This is a genomic window from Sphingomonas aurea, assembly GCF_030678875.1.
Lineage (GTDB): Bacteria > Pseudomonadota > Alphaproteobacteria > Sphingomonadales > Sphingomonadaceae > Sphingomonas > Sphingomonas aurea.
The window spans coordinates 215,902-233,090 of sequence record NZ_JAUUDS010000002.1 but is presented as its reverse complement, the minus strand read 5'-3'; the positions used below and the strand labels follow the sequence as shown (position 1 = coordinate 233,090).

Below are 17,189 nucleotides of genomic sequence, written 5' to 3'. Positions count from 1 at the left end.
ATCCTCGGATAGACAAGGCATGAGGAAAACTGATCTAGAAGCGAACCCTGACGCGGGCCGACAGCCGCCTGTCGTTCACCTGGAAATCACGCGGCGTGGCCGGCGTTCCCAAATAGCTGCGATATTGGGCATTGTTAAGGTTCGATCCATCGATAGTCAATGAGAAATTGGGACTGAAGTCGTAACTGATCGAAGCATCCAGTACGCCGTACGGCTTGACGAATTCGGGCAAAGTCTGGGTGCCGACACCGGTTGTGGTCAGAAGGTAACGACTGCGCCAGTTGTAAGCTACACGAAGATTGAAGCCGTATTTGTCGTATAGGCCGATCAGGTTGTAACTGTACTTGGACAGGCCGATCAACGGCACCGCCACCAGGTTGGTGCTTCCTACCGTCCCCTGCGCCACGACGCCCGCGTCGCTGTCCGACAGCGTGAAATTGGCCTGCACGCCGAGGCCCGAGAAGACGCCCGGCAGGAAGTCGAAGAAGCGCTGGCCGCCGACTTCGAAGCCTTTGACGCCGCCCTTCGACACGTTCACCACCGAACTGACGTTGAACTGCACGGCACCGACGCCGGGGATCGTCTGGTTGACGGGGAAGGTCCTGTTGTCGAGCAGATCGACGAGGTTCTTCTTGAACACAGTCGCAAAGACATAGCCGGTCGGCGCGAAGTACCATTCCAGGGCGCCATCGAACGACGTCACCTGCTGCGGACGGAGGTTCGGGTTGCCGGACACGTTGCCCGTTCCCGCATAGGGGTTCGAGGTCGCGTCGTACGGCAGGTTCGGGTTGACCGTCTGCGGAGTGTTGCTCGATCCGTTATAGGTCGGGCTGAGGTTGAAGCTCGGATTGAGCTGGTTGAAGTCGGGTCGGAAGATATTCTTCGAGAATGCGAACCGGGCCTGCAGCTTCGATGTGACGTGCAGGCGCAGGTTCACGCTGGGTAGCCACTTCGTATAGCTGCGGCCGCCGGTGAACGGTTCGCGGGTGGTGACGTTCGCCGGCGGCGTCACCGTTCCGTCCGGGTTGGTCACGGGTGCGCTGTTTGGATCGCGGTATGTCAGCCCGCGCGATCCGATGCCCACCTCTTCCGTCCTGACATAGCGGATGCCGGTGTTTCCGTCCAAATCCATGCCCAGGATGCGCGACCCGAAGCTGGCCCGGAAATATGCCGAGATGTCCTTCTCGTCGACCGTCCCGTTGAACGCGCTGGGGTCGTCGAAGGGCGTGAAACCGATCCTCTGCCCCGATATGGCCTTCACATCCGCGAAGCCCTGGTCGGGATTCGCGGCAGAACTCAGACGCCATTGCAACACCGGCCCAAAATACAAACCAGCCGCCCTCCCACGCAGAAGGGTCGCCTGGAGCGGGTTGAGTTCCGTGAACTGCGGGAACGCACTGGGCTGGTAACAGCCGGCTGGCGACGACCAGTTCGCGCAGGTCGAGCCGATCGTCGACCATGTGCTGGAGTTGCGGTTGATCGCCTCCTTGACCGAATAGCGGCCACCCGCGCTCAACTTGCGCAGGAACGAATCGTCATCGAAATCCCATTCCAGGTCGCCGCGCACGGCGTCGCCGTTCGCCCGATTGCGCTCCTGAAAGGGCTGAATCGCGGTAAACTCGAAGTTGCGGGGATCCGTCAGGTAACCAGGCCGGTCGATCACCATCGACGGAAGGTCGCCGCGGGTATCGAACAGGACGTTGAAGTTGGAACCCAGGCCCGGCAGCGACGTGGACGGATTCACGACGTTCATGGTCAGGTTCAGGCTGCGGTTGTTCGCCGTCGAGTGGATGTGCTGATAATCGACGCTCGCATGGAGGCGATCGGTGACGGCCCACTTCGCGCCGGCGGAGTAGTCGCTGGTCATCGTGGCCCGGTTGCCTTGATACACCACGTTGCTGCTCGACGGATTGCTGAGCGATCCGGACGTCGCCACGCCGTCCTCGACCGTGAACGTCGCGCCGGGCGTCGGCGTCATCGGCGTGCCCGCTGCGAAGAACGACAATCCATAGTCATGGTAGCGGTAATGTGCGGTGAGGAACTGTGCGTAGATCTCGAGATTGTCCGCGGGTTTCCACTGGAAGGCGGCCGCGGCGCTGAAGCGCTTCCGGTTGCCCACCGCATCGTTGAAACCGCCGCCGTGCGGCACCAGGACGTTCTGGTTCTCGAAGCCGGGGACCAGGGTGTTCTCGACCGTCGCGCCCTCGATCGGGGTCGGGCCATGGAAATGATAGGGCTCGATCTGGATCTTGTCTTCGCGAAAGGCGGTCTGCTGCCAGGAGGCGTTTACCAGGAAGCCCACATCTCCGATCCCGGTTTCCCAGCGATTGCTGTAGAGGCCCGAGGCACCGAAGCGGTTCTTTTCGGCGAAATCGTACCGGGTGACCGATCCTGTGACCGAGATGATCTGCCCCGGCGCGTCGAATGGCATGCGCGTGCGCAGGTTCACCGTACCGCCCAGCGATCCCTCGATCAACTCGGCGGAGGGATTCTTGTAGACGTCCACACCGGCCAGCAGGTCGGGGCCGATCTCTTCAAAGGAGAGCCCGCGGCCACCGTTCGCCGAGAAGATGTCGCGTCCGTTCAGTTCCGTTCGCACCTGCGTGAGACCGCGGATCGCGATCGCGCTGCCTTCACCGCGATTGCGCTGGATCTGGATGCCCGAGATGCGCTGTAGCGCTTCCGAAACGTTGGTGTCCGGCAGGCGGCCGATGTCGGTCGCGGTGATCGAGTCGACAAGCTGTTCCGAGTTCCTCTTGATCGCCTGAGCGGATGCAAGGGACTGGCGAAGGCCGGTCACGACGATATCGTCTCCGGCAGCGCTGGCCGTAATGTCGCCGCCCTCGGTAGCGCCCAACACGGTGCCCGGTGTCGCGACCTGTCCGCCTGCGGTGGCCGGCGTGCCCGCCGGTACATCCGACTGGAGCGGATCGCCGGTCTGGCTGGTCGCCGCCGGGGCGGCCGAGGCTGCGCCGTTCTGCGCCAGCGAAGGCGTGGCCGTCATCGCGATGGCGAGCGCCAGGGCCGATGCCCCCCGTAATGCTGTCCGTTCCTTTCTCACATCCATCTCCCCTTGACGCATTCTCAGGCGCCTTGCCTCGTCTTAGCATGTTACCGCGCACATGAAAGTGAAAAATGAAATATGAAACTGCGGTGGCGGGGCTGCTGTTTGGTGCCGAGGGGATGGGACAGGTCCCAAGGCTCGGCTCCGACGGCAGGGCTTCGCTCTTACCCATTGGCATCCGAGAGATCTGGTAGCGCCGGACCGGCGTTTAGGAGGCGGCAGGTGCTCTGCGCGCCCGTAGTCGCCATTACGTGACATGCTGCACCTGGGTTCGGTCGGTCGACGGAACCGGGATTGCTGGGTTACGCCCATGATCCTGCACACTCGCAGGTAAGCTCTCTCTGAATCGTGGCAGGGTGTGACGGCGGCGTCTCTTGCCCGGCGCGGGTGCAGGACCTATTCGCCAGCCGGGCAGCCGAACTGTCACGCGAAGAGAGGGTGGATTCGGAATGGAACGACAGGGGCGCAAAGGCACCTATGCCGCGCCGGCGCTCGACAAGGCGTTCCGCATCATTGAACTGCTGGCGGACAGACCCGAGGGCATGCTCATCAGCGAGATGGCGGCTGCGCTGGGCCGCTCGCTCGGCGAGTTGTTCCGGATCGTCGTCGTGATGGAGGAGGCGAGATATCTCGAGAAGTCGCCGGTCGACGATCGCTATCGCGTCACGTACAAGTTTCTCGAGATTGCGCACCGCGCGACGCCTGCACAGCGCCTGACGGCGGCGGCACTCCCTGAGATGCAGCAGTTGGCGCAGGCGATCGGCCAATCCTGCCACCTCGTCGTCATCCAGGGTGGAGCCGCGCTGGTCATCGCACGGGAGGAGAACCCCGGCACGCGCGGTTTTGCACTTCGCGTGGGGGCTTCGATCGACATACTTCGGAGTTGTTCGGGTCGGGTGCTGCTCGCCTTCTCGTCGGCCGCCGAAGTCGACCGCGTACTGGGACGTGCCGAACTTACGATGGGAGCGCCGATCGGCCGCGCCCGCCTGACTGCGGAACTGGAGCGGGTACGCAGCCAAGGCTTCGACCTGCTGGAAAGTCCGATTACACGCGGGGTTACCGACGTCAGCTATCCCGTCTTCGGTTTCGGAGGCGAGTTGATGGCGGCGCTGACCATTCCCTTCCTCGAGCTGATCGATGGATCGCAGTCGGTGAAGATCGACGAGGCGAGTTCGGTCCTGGCGGCGACCACCATGAGGATCTCGAAACTGCTTGGCTATCTGGAGGCTGAGGCGACGACCACCTGACGTCGCCGTTCAGCAGTCAGCGGCGGCGGCCGATGGCGGTCGCATCCGGCCTGGTGGCATAAACCGGGGGGACGGAGTGTCGCCACTCCGCCCCCGACGGCATCAGAACTTCGCGCCCAGGCGAACATAGCCGAACTGGCCCGGCAGGTCGTAGGTGGTCGGGTCGAACCCGCCACAGCTCAGGCAGTCGGGTGCCCGCTTGCCCAGAATGTTGTTCACGCCGAGTGCCAGGGTGAAGGCGCGTGCGGCGAAGGGCAGGTTCCAGCCGATCTGCGCGTCCAGATACAGGGTCGGCTTCAGCTCGTTGTCGTCATAGGCCGGCTCGGTGACCTTGCTGATATAGCGGCCGGTGATCGACGCCAGGAAGCTCTCGCTGCTCCAGTCCAGCGTGGCGGTCGACTTGAACCGCGGATAGGCCTGGTCACCACGCTCGGTGCCCTGCCGCTCCAGCTTCACCGAACCCGTGGCGCTCGGCAGCGTGGTCGAATATTCCAGCAGGTAGTTGGCGGCCACGTTCAACCCGATCGTGCCCGCTCCGACCGGCGGGCTGCGATAGGTCAGGATCGCGTCGATGCCCTCGCTCTTGATCCCGCCGATATTCTGCAGAAGGCCGCGAATCTGGGTGATCTCGCCGCGGGCCGACCGCGTGATCGTGCCGCAGCTGACCGCGTCGTTCAGTCCGGTGCAGTTCGCCAGCAGTACGTCGGCACCGATCGATGAGATCGCGTCGTCGACCTTGATGGTGTAGTAGTCGACCTCCAGGCTCAGGTTGCTGGCAAAGCCGCCGCGTGCCCAGGAGGGGCTATAGACGCCGCCCAGGATCCAGCTTTCCGACGTTTCAGCGCGCAGGTTGCGATTGCCGCCGGTCAGGATCGGCAGCTGCTGGTTCGCCTGCACATAGCTGCCGTTCGCCGGCACGCCCTGCGAGACGCAGTTCTGCCGCACGGTGGCGGAGGCGCCGTTGTTGTTGAAGTCCGAGCAGGGATCGATGACGCCGCCGTCGAAGCGCGACGGCGTGCCGAACAGCTCGCCGATGCTGGGCGCCCGAAACCCTTGCGCCCAGGTGCCGCGCAGGCGCAGGTCCTCGACCGGCTTCCAGCTGAGGCCGCCCTTCATCGTCGTCTTGCTGCCGCTGGTCGAATAGTCGGAATAGCGCGCGGCGAACGATCCTTCGAGCAGGCGGAAGAACGGCACGTCCTTCAGCACCGGGATGCTCAGCTCGCCGTAGACCTCGTGCGCGTTGATCCGGCCCGACGTGGGCTGGGCGGGAATGTCCGAACCCAGCCCGGCGGCGACGATCGCGTCAGGGGTGAACGATCCGTCCTGGCGGCGGAACTCGTACCCGACCGCGACGCCCAGCGGACCGGCAGGCAGCGTGAACAGGTTGCCGGTGATGTTGAACGTGGCGTCGGTCAGCACCTGGTCGCTGCGATCGCGCTGGTCGAACGTGACATAGTCCAGCATCGCCGGGGTGATCGAGCCGAGGCCGCCGAAGAGGTTGATCGGCACGCACGATCCCGTGCAGGCCGACACCGGTCCCAGCGCCCGCGCCAGGTTGGCGGCGTTGACGTTGCCCTGTACCTGCTGCTTGGCATCGGTTTCGGCGTGGACGACGTTGGCGTCCCAGTACCAGGTGCCCTTGCCGATCGGGATCTGCCCGTCCAGCGTGCCGCTGACGTACATCGTGTCGACGCGCTGCGAATAGTGGCGGGGACCGTCTTCGAGGAAGCGGCGGCGCACGACCGCATAGTTCGACGGCTGGCCGTTTGCGCCGGAATTCAGCGTGACGCCGAACGGGTTGTACGGGTTCGTCACATCGACCGAGATGGTGTCGAGCAGGTTGCCGTTACCGGCGTCGGGGCCGATCACCACCGGCAGCGGCGCCGCCTGGTTGTCCGACGTGCGGCGGTTGTAGATCATCTTGGTGCTGAAATGGACGTTGTTGCCTAGGTCGCCGGTGAAGGTGATGAACGCGCCGATCCGCTCATTGGGCGTCAGCAGGTAGTTATAGGGCCGGAAGTTGAACCGGTCCGCGACGGTGAAATCCTTGAAGTCGCTGTTCGCGCCGGTGGGATTGGCAGGATCGAAGCGTGGCCGGGTCAGTGGGTTGCTCTTCAGCGTCAGATTCAGCGACTGGCCGTTCAGCGGATTGTTGAGGACGAAGCGGCCGTTGGGCGTGGTCGAGCTGCAGCTGGAGGTACACGCCGTCGCACCCGGATCGGGGAAGGCATAGTGCGCGCGGTCGCCGGCGAAGACGCTGCCCTGCTTGATGTAGTTCGCGCCCGCGACGAACGAGACGCGGTCATCGCGGTGACCCCAGCTCAGCTGGTAGTTCTGGGTGACGCCGTCGCCCTTGTCATAAGCACCCACCTGCGCGCTGCCGACGAACCCGTTCTGCCGCTTCTTGGTGATGATGTTGACGACCCCGGCGATCGCGTCGGACCCGTAGATGGTCGACGCGCCGTCGCGCAGCACCTCGATCCGCTCGACCATGGCGTCGGGAATCGCGTTGATGTCGACCGCACCGGGGACGCCGCTGGCGGAGGAGCCGTTGATGAAGCGCTGCCCGTCCAGCAGCACCAGCGTGCGGCGGCTGCCCAGGTAGCGCAGGTCGATCTCGGCCGAGCCCGCGCCGACGCCGCCGCCGTCGGGCGGGTTGCCGTTGTTACCGCTGCGGTTAAAACGGGAGTTCAGGCCGCCGGCACTGCCGGGCAGCCGCTGCAGCACGTCGGCCACCGAGGACAGGCCGGTACGCGCGATGTCGGCGGCATCGACCGTCGTCAGCGGCGCGGCCTGAGCCAGCGGATCGCGACGGATGCGCGAGCCGGTCACGACGATGTCGTCGCCCGGCGCATTTGCCTCGCCACCCTGCTCCGCGGGCGAGGCGGGCGTGTCGGCCGTCTGCGCGGTCGCCTGCGTCGCACAGGCAAGGCTCAGCAAGGCCACGCCGGCATGCAGTAGACGTCGACGTGCCGTGATCGATGAACGCATGGAATTCCCCTTTTCTAAGGTGCGTAAACGCACTGATTTTCCGCCTGCAGGTGCAGCGCCGCATCGTGGCGACGCCGTCAGTATGTTCCGGTAGTGACCTTCAGCAGCCGCGGCGCGGCGCCGAAATTGAAGCCGTAATCCGTCTCGTCCCCGTTCAGCCAACGGGTCGCGTGCCATTCGCCGGCACGATAGTCTCCCTCCTCCACGCGCAGTAGCTGGCCGTGCGAACCGTCGGCCGCGACCCGTTTCAGCTCGACCCGGGCATCGATCCCGCCGACCAGCCAGCTATTGGCCGCCAGCCGCACGACGAAGGCGCGGCCCGACTGTTTGGGCGAGTTCGCCAGGATCGCGGGCGTGTCGCCCCAGGGCGGCGGTCCGAACGCCAGCGCCGCCTGCCACCCCTCGCCCAGATCCAGCACCTGCTTGGCGCGACCCGGCGCCTCGGCCGCGGCGAACAGCCGCCGGTCGAACGCGGCCTGCGCGACGATGTCGCGGATCGGATCGAGCAGCGTGAAATTGGCGCGGTGCGCCGCGACCGCCGCTTCGCCCGCCGGCGTCATCGGATCGTCGTCGATCCCGAATACCGAAAAGCCGATGCCGCCGCGTGCCAGCACGTAGAACAGGTAAGGCGCGGTCTTCGCGTCGAACCCGGTTTCCGACACCCAGGACGGATTGTCGGGCCGCGCATAGCGGTCGAGTACGCGGGCATATTCGTCGGCATCGTCGGTGTAGATGTCGGTGCCGATGAAATCGACCGATGGCGACGCCGCGCGCCACAGGTCGAACATCGTCCACACCGCGCCGCCGCTGGGATAGTCGATCCCGGGATATTTCTTGTCCTTGTAGCGCAGCCAGGTGTTCACATAGACGGGCAGCGGGTTGACCGCCTTGCCCGCCGCGGCGATCGCCTCGATATAGCTGGCGGTCGTCCAAGCGCCGAACGCCTCCTCCGCATCGGGGCCGAACACCGTGCGCCAGTCGCCCGGCCGGCGGCCCAGCTTCGCGACGATCGCGGCGGGCACCGGCCCGGCAAAGGCCCGCTCCGCGGCCGCGCCGTGATCGCGGATTGATCCGATCGCGCCCGGCTCGTTTTCCACCTGCACCGCGATGACGGTGTGGCGATCGCCATCGACCTCCTTCAGATGGCGCATCAGCCGCAGATAGGCGTCCCGGTCCGCCTCCAGGTTGGCTGGCGCGTGCGGCGACATGACGTCGATCGGCTCGCCCCGCGCATCGATCATCCGGGGGAAGGTGGCGGTGTCGGCCTTCATCCAGGTCGGCACGTAATGCATCTGGCCGTTCTTCCAGGTGCCGAACCATAGCAGGATCAGCCGCTTGCCGCTGGCCCGCGCGCGCGCGATCAGCGCATCGACGTTGCGGGTGTCGAACCGGCCGCGGGCAGGCTCGAACTGCTCCCAATAGACCGGTGCCTCGATCGTGTTCGGCGCGAGCGCCTCCGCCGCCGGCCAGGCGCGGGGCAGGACGTCTGGCCAGGCACTGGAATTGTGCAGCTGCGCCGCCAGGATCAGGAACGGCTTGCCGTCCACGCGCATCATGTAGCGGCCGTCGTGCTGCTCCAGCCGGGGCATCTCCTCGGCCATCGCCGGGAGCGGCGCGCCGAGCAGCAGTGCGGCGAGCAACGCCACCCGCTTCATCGCGGCGCCGCCAGCATCTCGTCCTCGATCAGCGCGACCGGGATGATGCCCGGCCGGGTCATCGCCTGCAGCGCCTCGGCCGCATCGAACGGCCGGCCCTCTGCCTGCGCGCGGTCGGACAGGCGCGCCAGCAGATGGTCGAACTGCAGCTTGCCGGTGACGTAGCTGCTGCCATAGCCCGGCTGGCGCAGGTAGAGCAGCTGTTCGAAGCCGACCAAGTCGCTTTTCGCCTCGGCCCAGCCCCTTGGCGTCCAGCGTTCGTGAAAAGCCCCCGCCTCGGCCAGCGTCATCTGGTTGGCCTGGACGTGCAGCGACGCGAGTCCGCGGGCGGCGCGGTTGGCCAGCATGATCCACACCAGCTCGCGGCCGCGGGGCAGATCGTCGTACAGCCCGGCCTGCATCGCGATCTCCTCGACCGCGGTCGCGAAGCCTTCGGACCGTTCCATCCAGATGTTGAACAGCAGCGGGCCCTGTCGGATCGGGTCGGGATTGGGGTCGTGCTTCAGCCGCGCAAGGTCGATCCAGTGGTAGAAATGGCTGTACAGCGGCAACGGATCGCGTGCCGTCACCTGCGAGAAGAAGTTGCGCTGCGCGGGCGGCGTATAGGGCACCGTCTGCGCCGCGATCGCGGCATGGTTATACGGGCGATCGGGCACCATCCCGATCCGCACCAGGAAGTCCGAGAAGCGCCGCGCCCGCTCCACGGACAGCCGGCGATAGGCGGCGGGATCGTTGACCGGGTCCAGCGGTGGCAGGTCGCGGTTGCGCACCTCCTCCAGCCGCAGCGAGGCGTGTGCCCGGTCCAGCTCGCGCTGCAACAGCGTCTCCTGCGCCTGCCAGTCATAGGGCAGCAGATGGACGTTGCGCATCGCCCAGTCATAGTCCGCCTTGCCGACACCCGACGGCCCCGTCTTGCTCGGCGCTTCCGCGGCGACCCAGGCGGCAAAGGCGTCGGTCGCCGCGCGCGCGGCGCGCACCGCCGGGATCAGGGTGGCGCCCGATGCGCCGGCGAGGGTGCCGGTCTTCGTGCCCTCCAGCGTCCGCATCGCCAGCGTGCCCGCCTCCAGCTGGGCGAGGTTATCGCTCTGCTCGTGCAGCGCGCGACCGGCATAGGCCCACAGGTCGCGCGCGTTGCCGTCCTTCAGCGTCTGCCGCGCCTGGGCGAGCATCGGCGGCACCGTCCGCAACAGTGCGCCCAGCCGGCCGGCATCCGCGGGCGACAGGGGATAGTCGAAGCGGAACAGGTCGATGACGGGTGCATTCGGCCCTTCATGGCCGGGCACGTCGCTCTGCTCGGCCCAGATGTTCGCGTAGAAGCCGGGGTCTCGCGCCCATGGGCGGAGCACCCGCAGCTCGAACTCCATCCCGGCCATCTCCGCCGCGATCAGCTGCGCGTCGATCCGCTCGGCTTTGCTCCACCCGGTGCGATCGAGCGCGGCGAGCCGCTTCTGCCATCGCTTCAGGGCCGACAATCGCTGCCCGACAGCGGCGGGACCGTAATCCGGCACGGTCGCGTCAGGGGGAACGGCGAACTGGCGCCACTGGGCAAACAGCTGTGAAAGCGGCGAGGTCGAAGCGGCAACCACCTCAGAGCTGGCGATCGCGCCGGGAAGCGGCACCGATACGACGAGAGCAACGATGCCGAGCGTCCCCCGAAACTGCATGGCACGTCCCCCCTCGCCCCGCTTATACGGTATACATATGGGATGCTAACGTTTGTCAATCACTGGTTCGACAAACCAGCGACGCGGCATGCGCCGTGGAGGCAAACAGGCGAGCGCGCGGATCAGTCGGCCAAGACTCGCGGCAGCGAGCAAACTGAGCGCGGCGCGAGGCATCGTGCCCGTGGCAGAACGAACCCCGACGCTTGATCGGCCGTGCCGAAGGCGGCGTGAATACCAGGCGTCACGCCGTCGCGGGTCAGCGACCTTGGCAACCGGGGCAGCCTTCAGGAACGGGCCGCGCCAAGCGCCGGGTCGCTGACGACCTCAGCAATATCGGTATGTCACCGGAGCCTGCCGCCGCCGCATCGCCGCCGCGATCAGCGCAAACCCGCCGAACATAAGGATCCAGGTCGTGGGTTCCGGTACCGCTGCGACCGACACTCTGCTGGTGTAATTCAGAAGATCGATCCGATCGGTCACTGCAACGCCATAGTTCAGGCCGATTCCCGGTTGTACGCCATTGCTCCACAGGTTTACGGCGTACCCGTTGGCGATGGTGAACGTCACACCGTAGATATCGAACAACCCTCCGGAAAAGGGATAGTCTGTCGACGTCTGCGGCGATCCGTCCGGATAGAACAGGTTGTCGTAGGAGAGGCCCGGTGCAGGCGGAGCGCCGGGAACGTCGCTTTGTACGCCGTTCGCGATCAAGAGCCGGCTGAAGCTGTTTGGTGCGCGCTTGTTGCCCTCGTCAGGCGTGGCGAAGTTGACGGGTACAAGGCCGGTCACCGCCGCATTCGTTATGCTCAGACGGGCGTTCGAGAATGAGCCCGTTATGCCGGTAATCACATAGGATCCCACCGGGTCGACGGGGTTCGGCGAGGTGCCGGGAAGGGTGCCCGCGTTTGCGTTTACTTCATAGATGATGCTCAAATTACCCGACACGCCCGGGCCGCTGAGAGTGAAGTCGAAGACACTGGCCTGCGCCGTGATCGGGACCGCGAGCATGGCAAACGCTGCTGCTTGAAGGATCATTCTCATGATAGATCTCCCTCTCTGGTCGTCGCTCTTATCTTCTACAGTGCCTGATTATCCTAATCTGTGGAAGCGCAATAGCTGATGCTGCCGCCGCGCAGGATTGGTCGCCATCACGATGCTGTCCGTGGCGGCACGAAATAGCTTCGCGGCACCGAAGCCCGCTGCGACCGGCCGGCTTCTCGTCGCGTTGCCAAGCGCGAAATCGCGGGCTATGTTGCATTCGGATGCAAAAGGAGGACGAGGGTGCGCCATCTGAAACGGGGCTTGGCCCAGGACGCGCGGGTCGAGCATAACCGCACGGTGCGCGACACGGTGGAAGGCATTCTTGCCGATATCGAGGCGCGCGGCGACGATGCGGTGCGCGAGCTTTCGATCCGCTTCGATCGCTGGGACCGTGACAGCTATCGCCTGACCGATGCCGAGATCCAGGCCTGCATCGACCAGCTGAACCCGCAGGACCTGCGCGACATCGAGTTCGCGCAGACCCAGGTGCGCAACTTCGCGCAGATCCAGCGCGCCAGCATGACCGATGTCGAGGTGGAGACCTTGCCGGGCGTCGTGCTCGGCCACCGGAACATTCCGCTGAATGCCGCCGGCTGCTACGTTCCGGGCGGCAAGTATCCGCTGCTCGCCAGCGCGCACATGAGCGTCATCACCGCCAAGGTGGCTGGGGTGAAGCGGGTCGCGACGTGTGCGCCGCCGTTCAACGGCGCACCCGCCCCGGCGATCGTCGCGGCGCAGGCGATGGCGGGCGCCGACGAGATCTATTGCCTGGGTGGCATTCAGGCGGTGGCGGCGATTGGGCTGGGCACCCAGTCGATCGCGCCCGTCGACATCTTGGTCGGCCCGGGCAACGCGTTCGTCGCGGAGGCCAAGCGCCAGCTGTTCGGGCGCGTCGGCATCGACCTGTTCGCCGGCCCGACCGAGACGCTGGTGATCGCCGACGAGATCGGCGCGGACGGCGAACTCTGCGCCACCGACCTGCTCGGCCAGGCGGAACATGGCCCGGACAGCCCGGCGATCCTGCTGACCACCTCGGAGAAGCTGGCGCGCGACACGATGGCGGAGATCGACCGGCTGCTGACCATCCTGCCGACCGCCGACCATGCCCGCAAGGCGTGGGAGACGTACGGCGAGGTGATCGTCGCCGATTCCGACGAGGAGATGCTGCAGATCGCCGACGAGATCGCGTCGGAGCATGTTCAGGTCATGACCCGCGATCCCGATTATTTCCTCGCCAACATGACCAACTATGGCGCGCTGTTCCTGGGACCGCGCACCAACGTCGCTTACGGCGACAAGGTGATCGGGACCAACCACACGCTGCCGACCAAGAAGGCGGCGCGCTATACCGGCGGGCTGTGGGTCGGCAAGTTCCTGAAGACCTGTACCTATCAGCGGGTGACCAGCGATGCGGCCTCGGCGATGATCGGCGAATATTGCAGCCGGCTGTGCGCGCTCGAGGGGTTTGCCGGCCATGGCGAGCAGGCCAATGTCCGCGTGCGCCGCTATGGCGGGCGCAACGTGCCCTATGCCGGCCGCGCCGAGCCGGTGGTCGAACCGGCTTGACCCTCCCGCGCACACCCTCTTTCCGCCTCGACGGCCGGCGCGCGCTGGTGACCGGGGCAGGGCGCGGCATCGGCCTCGCCCTGGCCGCCGCGCTGGCGGAGGCGGGGGCCGAGGTCGTGCTCGCCGCGCGCTCGGAGGGCGAGATCGAGGCAGGCGCGGCGACGATCCGCGCGGATGGTGGCCGTGCGGCGGCGGCGGTACTCGACGTCGGCGACCCGGATGCGGTCGCCGCTTTCTTCGCCGGCTCCGCGCCGTTCGACATATTGGTCAACAATGCCGGCACCAATCGGCCCAAACCGATGCAGGACGTGACCGCCGCAGATTACGACGCGGTGCTCGACCTGAACGTCCGCGCCGCCTTCTTCGTGTCGCAGGCGTGCGTGCGGGCGATGCTGGCGGCGGGCATCGGCGGCTCGCTGATCCACATCGGTAGCCAGATGGGGCATGTCGGCGGGCCGAACCGCTCGCTCTACTGCGCGTCGAAATGGGCGCTGGAGGGGATGAGCAAGGCGTTCGCGCTTGATCTGGCGCCGCACGGTATCCGCTCCAACACCATCGCGCCGACCTTCATCGAGACACCGATGACCCGCCCCTTTTTCGAGGATGCCGCGTTCAAGGCGAGCGTGCTTGCCAAGATCAAGCTGGGCCGGCTGGGGCAGGTCGAGGACCTGATGGGCGCCGCCGTCTATCTCGCCTCCGACGCCGCGGCGATGGTGACGGGCACCAGCCTGATCGTCGATGGCGGCTGGACCGCCGATTGACCCCTTTGCAGAGAGACGCGCCATGACCGATCACATCCAGACCACCCATGTCGGCTCGCTCCCGCGCAGCGCCGAGGTGACCGAGCTGATTTTCGCGCACGAACGCGGCGAGCCGGTCGATGCCGCGCGGTTCGACGCGGTGCTGACCGAGGCGGTCGACGCCTGCGTCGCGCGGCAGGTCGCCTGCGGCATCGACCTGGTGTCCGACGGCGAGATGGCCAAGATCTCCTACGCCACCTACATCAAGGACCGCATCACCGGCTTCGACGGCGACAGCGAACGCACCCCGCCCGCCGACCTGGAGGCGTTTCCCTCCTTCCTGAAGCGGCAGGCGAGCAGTGGCGGGACGCCGACCTATCGCCGGCCCTGCTGCGTCGGTCCGATCGCGCCCAAGACGCTGGCGCCGCTGGACGAGGACCTGACCCGCTTCGATGCCGCGATCGCGGCGCATCGCCCGGCGGGCAGCTTCATGAACGCCGCCTCGCCCGGCGTGATCGCGCTGTTCCAGCCCGATCGCCACTACGGTTCGCAGGACGCGTATCTGGAGGCGCTGGCCGAGGCAATGCGCCCCGAGTACGAGGCGATCGTCGCCGCGGGCCATGTCCTGCAACTCGACAGCCCCGACCTGGGGCTGGGCCGGCACATGATGTACAAGGATCGCAGCGACGACGATTATCTGGTCCTGATCGCGCGCCATGTCGAGGTGCTGAACCACGCGCTGCGCAACGTACCGGCCGAGCGCGTCCGCATGCACGTCTGCTGGGGCAATTACGAAGGGCCGCACCACTGCGACATCGAGATGCGCACCATCCTGCCGGTGCTGATGACCGCCAAGCCGCAGGGTCTGCTGTTCGAAACCTCCAATCCACGCCATCAGCATGACTGGCAGGCGTTCCGCGATCTCGCCGCGCTGATCCCGGACGATCGCGTGCTGATCCCCGGCGTCATCGATTCCACCACCAACTTCGTCGAGCATCCCGAGGTCGTGGCGCAGCGGATCGAGCAGTTCGCCGCCATTGTCGGCCGCGAGCGGGTGATCGCCGGCACCGACTGCGGCTTCTCCACCTTCGCCGGCTTCGGCGCGGTCGATCCCGAGATCGTCTATGCCAAGCTCGCGACGCTGGCCGAGGGCGCGGCGCGCGCCAGCGAGCGGCTGTGGCGGGCGGCGTGAGCGGCGGGTTGAAGCAGCGGCTCGCCGCCGGCGAGACGATCGTCGGCACCTTCGTGAAGACGCCGTCGCCGATCGTGGTCGAGGTGCTGGCACTGACCGAACTCGACTGCCTGTGCCTCGATGCCGAGCATGCGCCGTTCGACCGGCTGGCGATCGACGGCTGCATCCTGGCGGCGCGGGCGGGGGGTACGGACGTGCTGGTCCGCATCCCGGCGGTGACCGCCGACAATGTGCTGAACGCGCTGGACTGCGGCGCGACCGGGATCGTCGCGCCGCATATCCGCTCAGGCGAAGAGGCGGCGGCACTGGTCGCGATGAGCCGTTATGGCCATGGCGGGCGAGGCTATGCCGGATCGTCGCGCGCGGCCGGGTACACGACGCGGACGATGGCGGCGCACCTCGCCGGCTCGGCAGAGCGAACGGTGGTCGTGGCGCAGATCGAGGATCCGGAGGCGATCGACGCGATCGACGCGATCGCTTCGGTGCCCGGCCTCGACGCGCTGTTCGTGGGCCGCGTCGACCTGACCGTCGCCTATGGTGCCGATACGCAGGATGACCCGCGCGTCGTCGCTGCGGTCGAGGCGGTGTGCGCGGCGGGGCAGCGCCACGGCGTACCGGTCGGTATGTTCCTGGCGCGTGCCGCCGACATCCCGCACTGGCGCGAGAAGGGGGCGACGCTGTTCCTGCTCGGCTCGGACCACGGCTTCATGCTGAGCGGCGCAGCGGCGCTGGTCGCGGCGGCGAAAGGCTAGACGCGGCGGCCCGGCAGCAGCGGGTCGGTATGCGTCTCGGGCAGCCATAGCCAGATCAGCGCGGCGGCGGTGAAGGCGGCAGCCGCCGTGCCCATCGTCACGCCCAGCCCGAACCGCGTCGCCAACGCGCCGGTGATGAGCGGTGCGAAGAACGACACCAGCCGCCCCCAGTTGAAGATCGACGCCGCGGTCGATTTCAGATGGGCGGGATAAAGCTCGGTCAGCCACGGGCCCCAGATGACGCTGGCCGACAGCATGAAGCCATAGGCGACGCCGATCGTGCCGAGCAGCACCGCGTCGGTTTCGACATGCAGGTAGAGCAGGATCGCCGCCGCCGCCGCCAAAAAGCCGAGTGCGTTGAAGCGCCGCCCGAACCGGTCGCCCGCCCAGCCCCAGACGAAACCGCCGACGATGTTGGCGCCGAACTGCCACGCGACCAGATGCCCCATCGCGGTCGGATCGAGCCCGCGCACGTCGCGCAGATAGGTCGACAGCCAGCCGCTATACGCCTGGTAACCGAAGAAATTCAGCCCGGTCAGCGCCGCCAGCAGCAGCGTGCGGGCGCGCACGCCGCTCGCGAACAGCTCCAGCACCGGCAGCCGCGCGGTCTTCTCGGTCACCCGCGCCCGTACATCCGCCGATTTCGGGATCAGGACGAAGGCGAGCCCCGCGAGCAGGATCGGCGGCAGTCCGCCGGCCAGTAGCAGCACACGCCAGTCGCCGTTCGCCCAGCCGCTCGCCAGCCCCAGCATGGTGATCGCGCTGGAGAAGATCGCGTTGATGAGGCTGGCCAGCCGCCCGCGCACCGTCGCGGAGAACAGCCCGACATAGATGCCGACGACGATCGGGAAGATGCCGCCCATGAATAGGCCCAGCACGACCCGCTGCGCCAGATAGGCCGGATAGCCGTTGACGAAGCTGCCCGCGATCAGCGTCGCGCCATAGCCGACCATGACCAGCGCCAGCATCGCGCGCCGGCCGAACCGGTCGGCCAGCTGCCCGATCACCACCGCGCCGACCAGCGCGCCGGCGCCTTGCGCGGAATAGCCGGAGCCGGCCTGGGTCAGCGTCAGCCCCAGCGTGTCGCGCATGAAGGGGCGCAGCACGTCGACGCTGTTCCACGCCCAGCTGTAGAAGAATTCCGCCACCATCAGAAAGGCGAAGGCGACCACCGCACGGGCGAAGGGCGGGCGCCCGGTCGCGTCCTCGTGCAGCGCCGACGGTTCGGCCAGCGTGTCGCGGGCGGCGTCCGCCACCGGGGGGATGGCGGACGACAT

At 66.8% G+C, this 17,189-nt stretch carries 11 protein-coding genes; 5 read left to right on the top strand and 6 right to left on the bottom strand.

Translation table 11 applies throughout. The features are described 5' to 3' along the window. Positions 1-34 precede the first annotated feature (34 nt). Positions 35-3,082, bottom strand: a complete 3,048-nt coding sequence (locus tag Q5H91_RS07135) for a TonB-dependent receptor (RefSeq protein WP_305172628.1) — start codon at positions 3,080-3,082, stop codon at positions 35-37. Between the two features lie 431 nt (positions 3,083-3,513). Here Q5H91_RS07135 and Q5H91_RS07130 point away from each other — a divergent pair, with 431 nt between their 5' ends. Then, positions 3,514-4,311: an IclR family transcriptional regulator gene (locus Q5H91_RS07130; RefSeq protein WP_305172626.1), complete on the top strand. Its 798-nt coding sequence runs from the start codon at positions 3,514-3,516 to the stop codon at positions 4,309-4,311. Positions 4,312-4,413: 102 nt separating this feature from the next. Here Q5H91_RS07130 and Q5H91_RS07125 read toward each other — a convergent pair whose 3' ends face one another. The 4 genes from Q5H91_RS07125 to Q5H91_RS07110 all read right to left on the bottom strand — a co-directional run bounded on the left by Q5H91_RS07125 (position 4,414) and on the right by Q5H91_RS07110 (position 11,662). Beyond that, positions 4,414-7,257: a TonB-dependent receptor domain-containing protein gene (locus Q5H91_RS07125; RefSeq protein WP_305172624.1), complete on the bottom strand. Its 2,844-nt coding sequence runs from the start codon at positions 7,255-7,257 to the stop codon at positions 4,414-4,416. A gap of 122 nt (positions 7,258-7,379) precedes the next feature. Beyond that, the gene (locus tag Q5H91_RS07120) at positions 7,380-8,957 is read right to left on the bottom strand and encodes a DUF5597 domain-containing protein (RefSeq protein WP_305172622.1); all 1,578 of its coding nucleotides are present in this window, start codon (positions 8,955-8,957) and stop codon (positions 7,380-7,382) included. Next, the gene (locus Q5H91_RS07115; protein ID WP_305172620.1) at positions 8,954-10,621 is read right to left on the bottom strand and encodes a DUF885 family protein; all 1,668 of its coding nucleotides are present in this window, start codon (positions 10,619-10,621) and stop codon (positions 8,954-8,956) included. Before Q5H91_RS07115 ends, Q5H91_RS07120 begins: the two co-directional genes overlap by 4 nt. 324 nt (positions 10,622-10,945) lie before the next feature. Next, positions 10,946-11,662, bottom strand: a complete 717-nt coding sequence (locus Q5H91_RS07110) for a PEPxxWA-CTERM sorting domain-containing protein (protein WP_305172619.1) — start codon at positions 11,660-11,662, stop codon at positions 10,946-10,948. A 240-nt stretch (positions 11,663-11,902) separates the two neighbouring features. On the opposite strand from Q5H91_RS07110, the gene hisD reads away from it, so the two are divergent. The 4 genes from hisD to Q5H91_RS07090 are packed head-to-tail and all read left to right on the top strand — an operon-like array spanning position 11,903 to position 15,912. Continuing rightward, the gene (hisD, locus tag Q5H91_RS07105) at positions 11,903-13,228 is read left to right on the top strand and encodes a histidinol dehydrogenase (RefSeq protein WP_305172617.1); all 1,326 of its coding nucleotides are present in this window, start codon (positions 11,903-11,905) and stop codon (positions 13,226-13,228) included. Beyond that, positions 13,225-13,989 (top strand): SDR family NAD(P)-dependent oxidoreductase, encoded by a 765-nt coding sequence (locus Q5H91_RS07100; protein WP_305172615.1) that lies wholly within the window; start codon positions 13,225-13,227, stop codon positions 13,987-13,989. Before hisD ends, Q5H91_RS07100 begins: the two co-directional genes overlap by 4 nt. 22 nt (positions 13,990-14,011) lie before the next feature. Next, positions 14,012-15,160 (top strand): cobalamin-independent methionine synthase II family protein, encoded by a 1,149-nt coding sequence (locus Q5H91_RS07095; RefSeq protein ID WP_305172613.1) that lies wholly within the window; start codon positions 14,012-14,014, stop codon positions 15,158-15,160. Beyond that, entirely contained in the window at positions 15,157-15,912 is a 756-nt protein-coding gene (locus tag Q5H91_RS07090; RefSeq protein WP_305172611.1) for an HpcH/HpaI aldolase family protein, read from the top strand. The genes Q5H91_RS07095 and Q5H91_RS07090 overlap by 4 nt, the downstream gene beginning before the upstream one ends. On the opposite strand, the gene Q5H91_RS07085 is transcribed toward Q5H91_RS07090, so the two are convergent. Next, on the bottom strand, positions 15,909-17,189 hold the full coding sequence (locus Q5H91_RS07085) for an MFS transporter (RefSeq protein ID WP_305172609.1): 1,281 nt from the start codon (positions 17,187-17,189) through the stop codon (positions 15,909-15,911). The two genes, Q5H91_RS07090 and Q5H91_RS07085, sit on opposite strands and share 4 nt — an antisense overlap.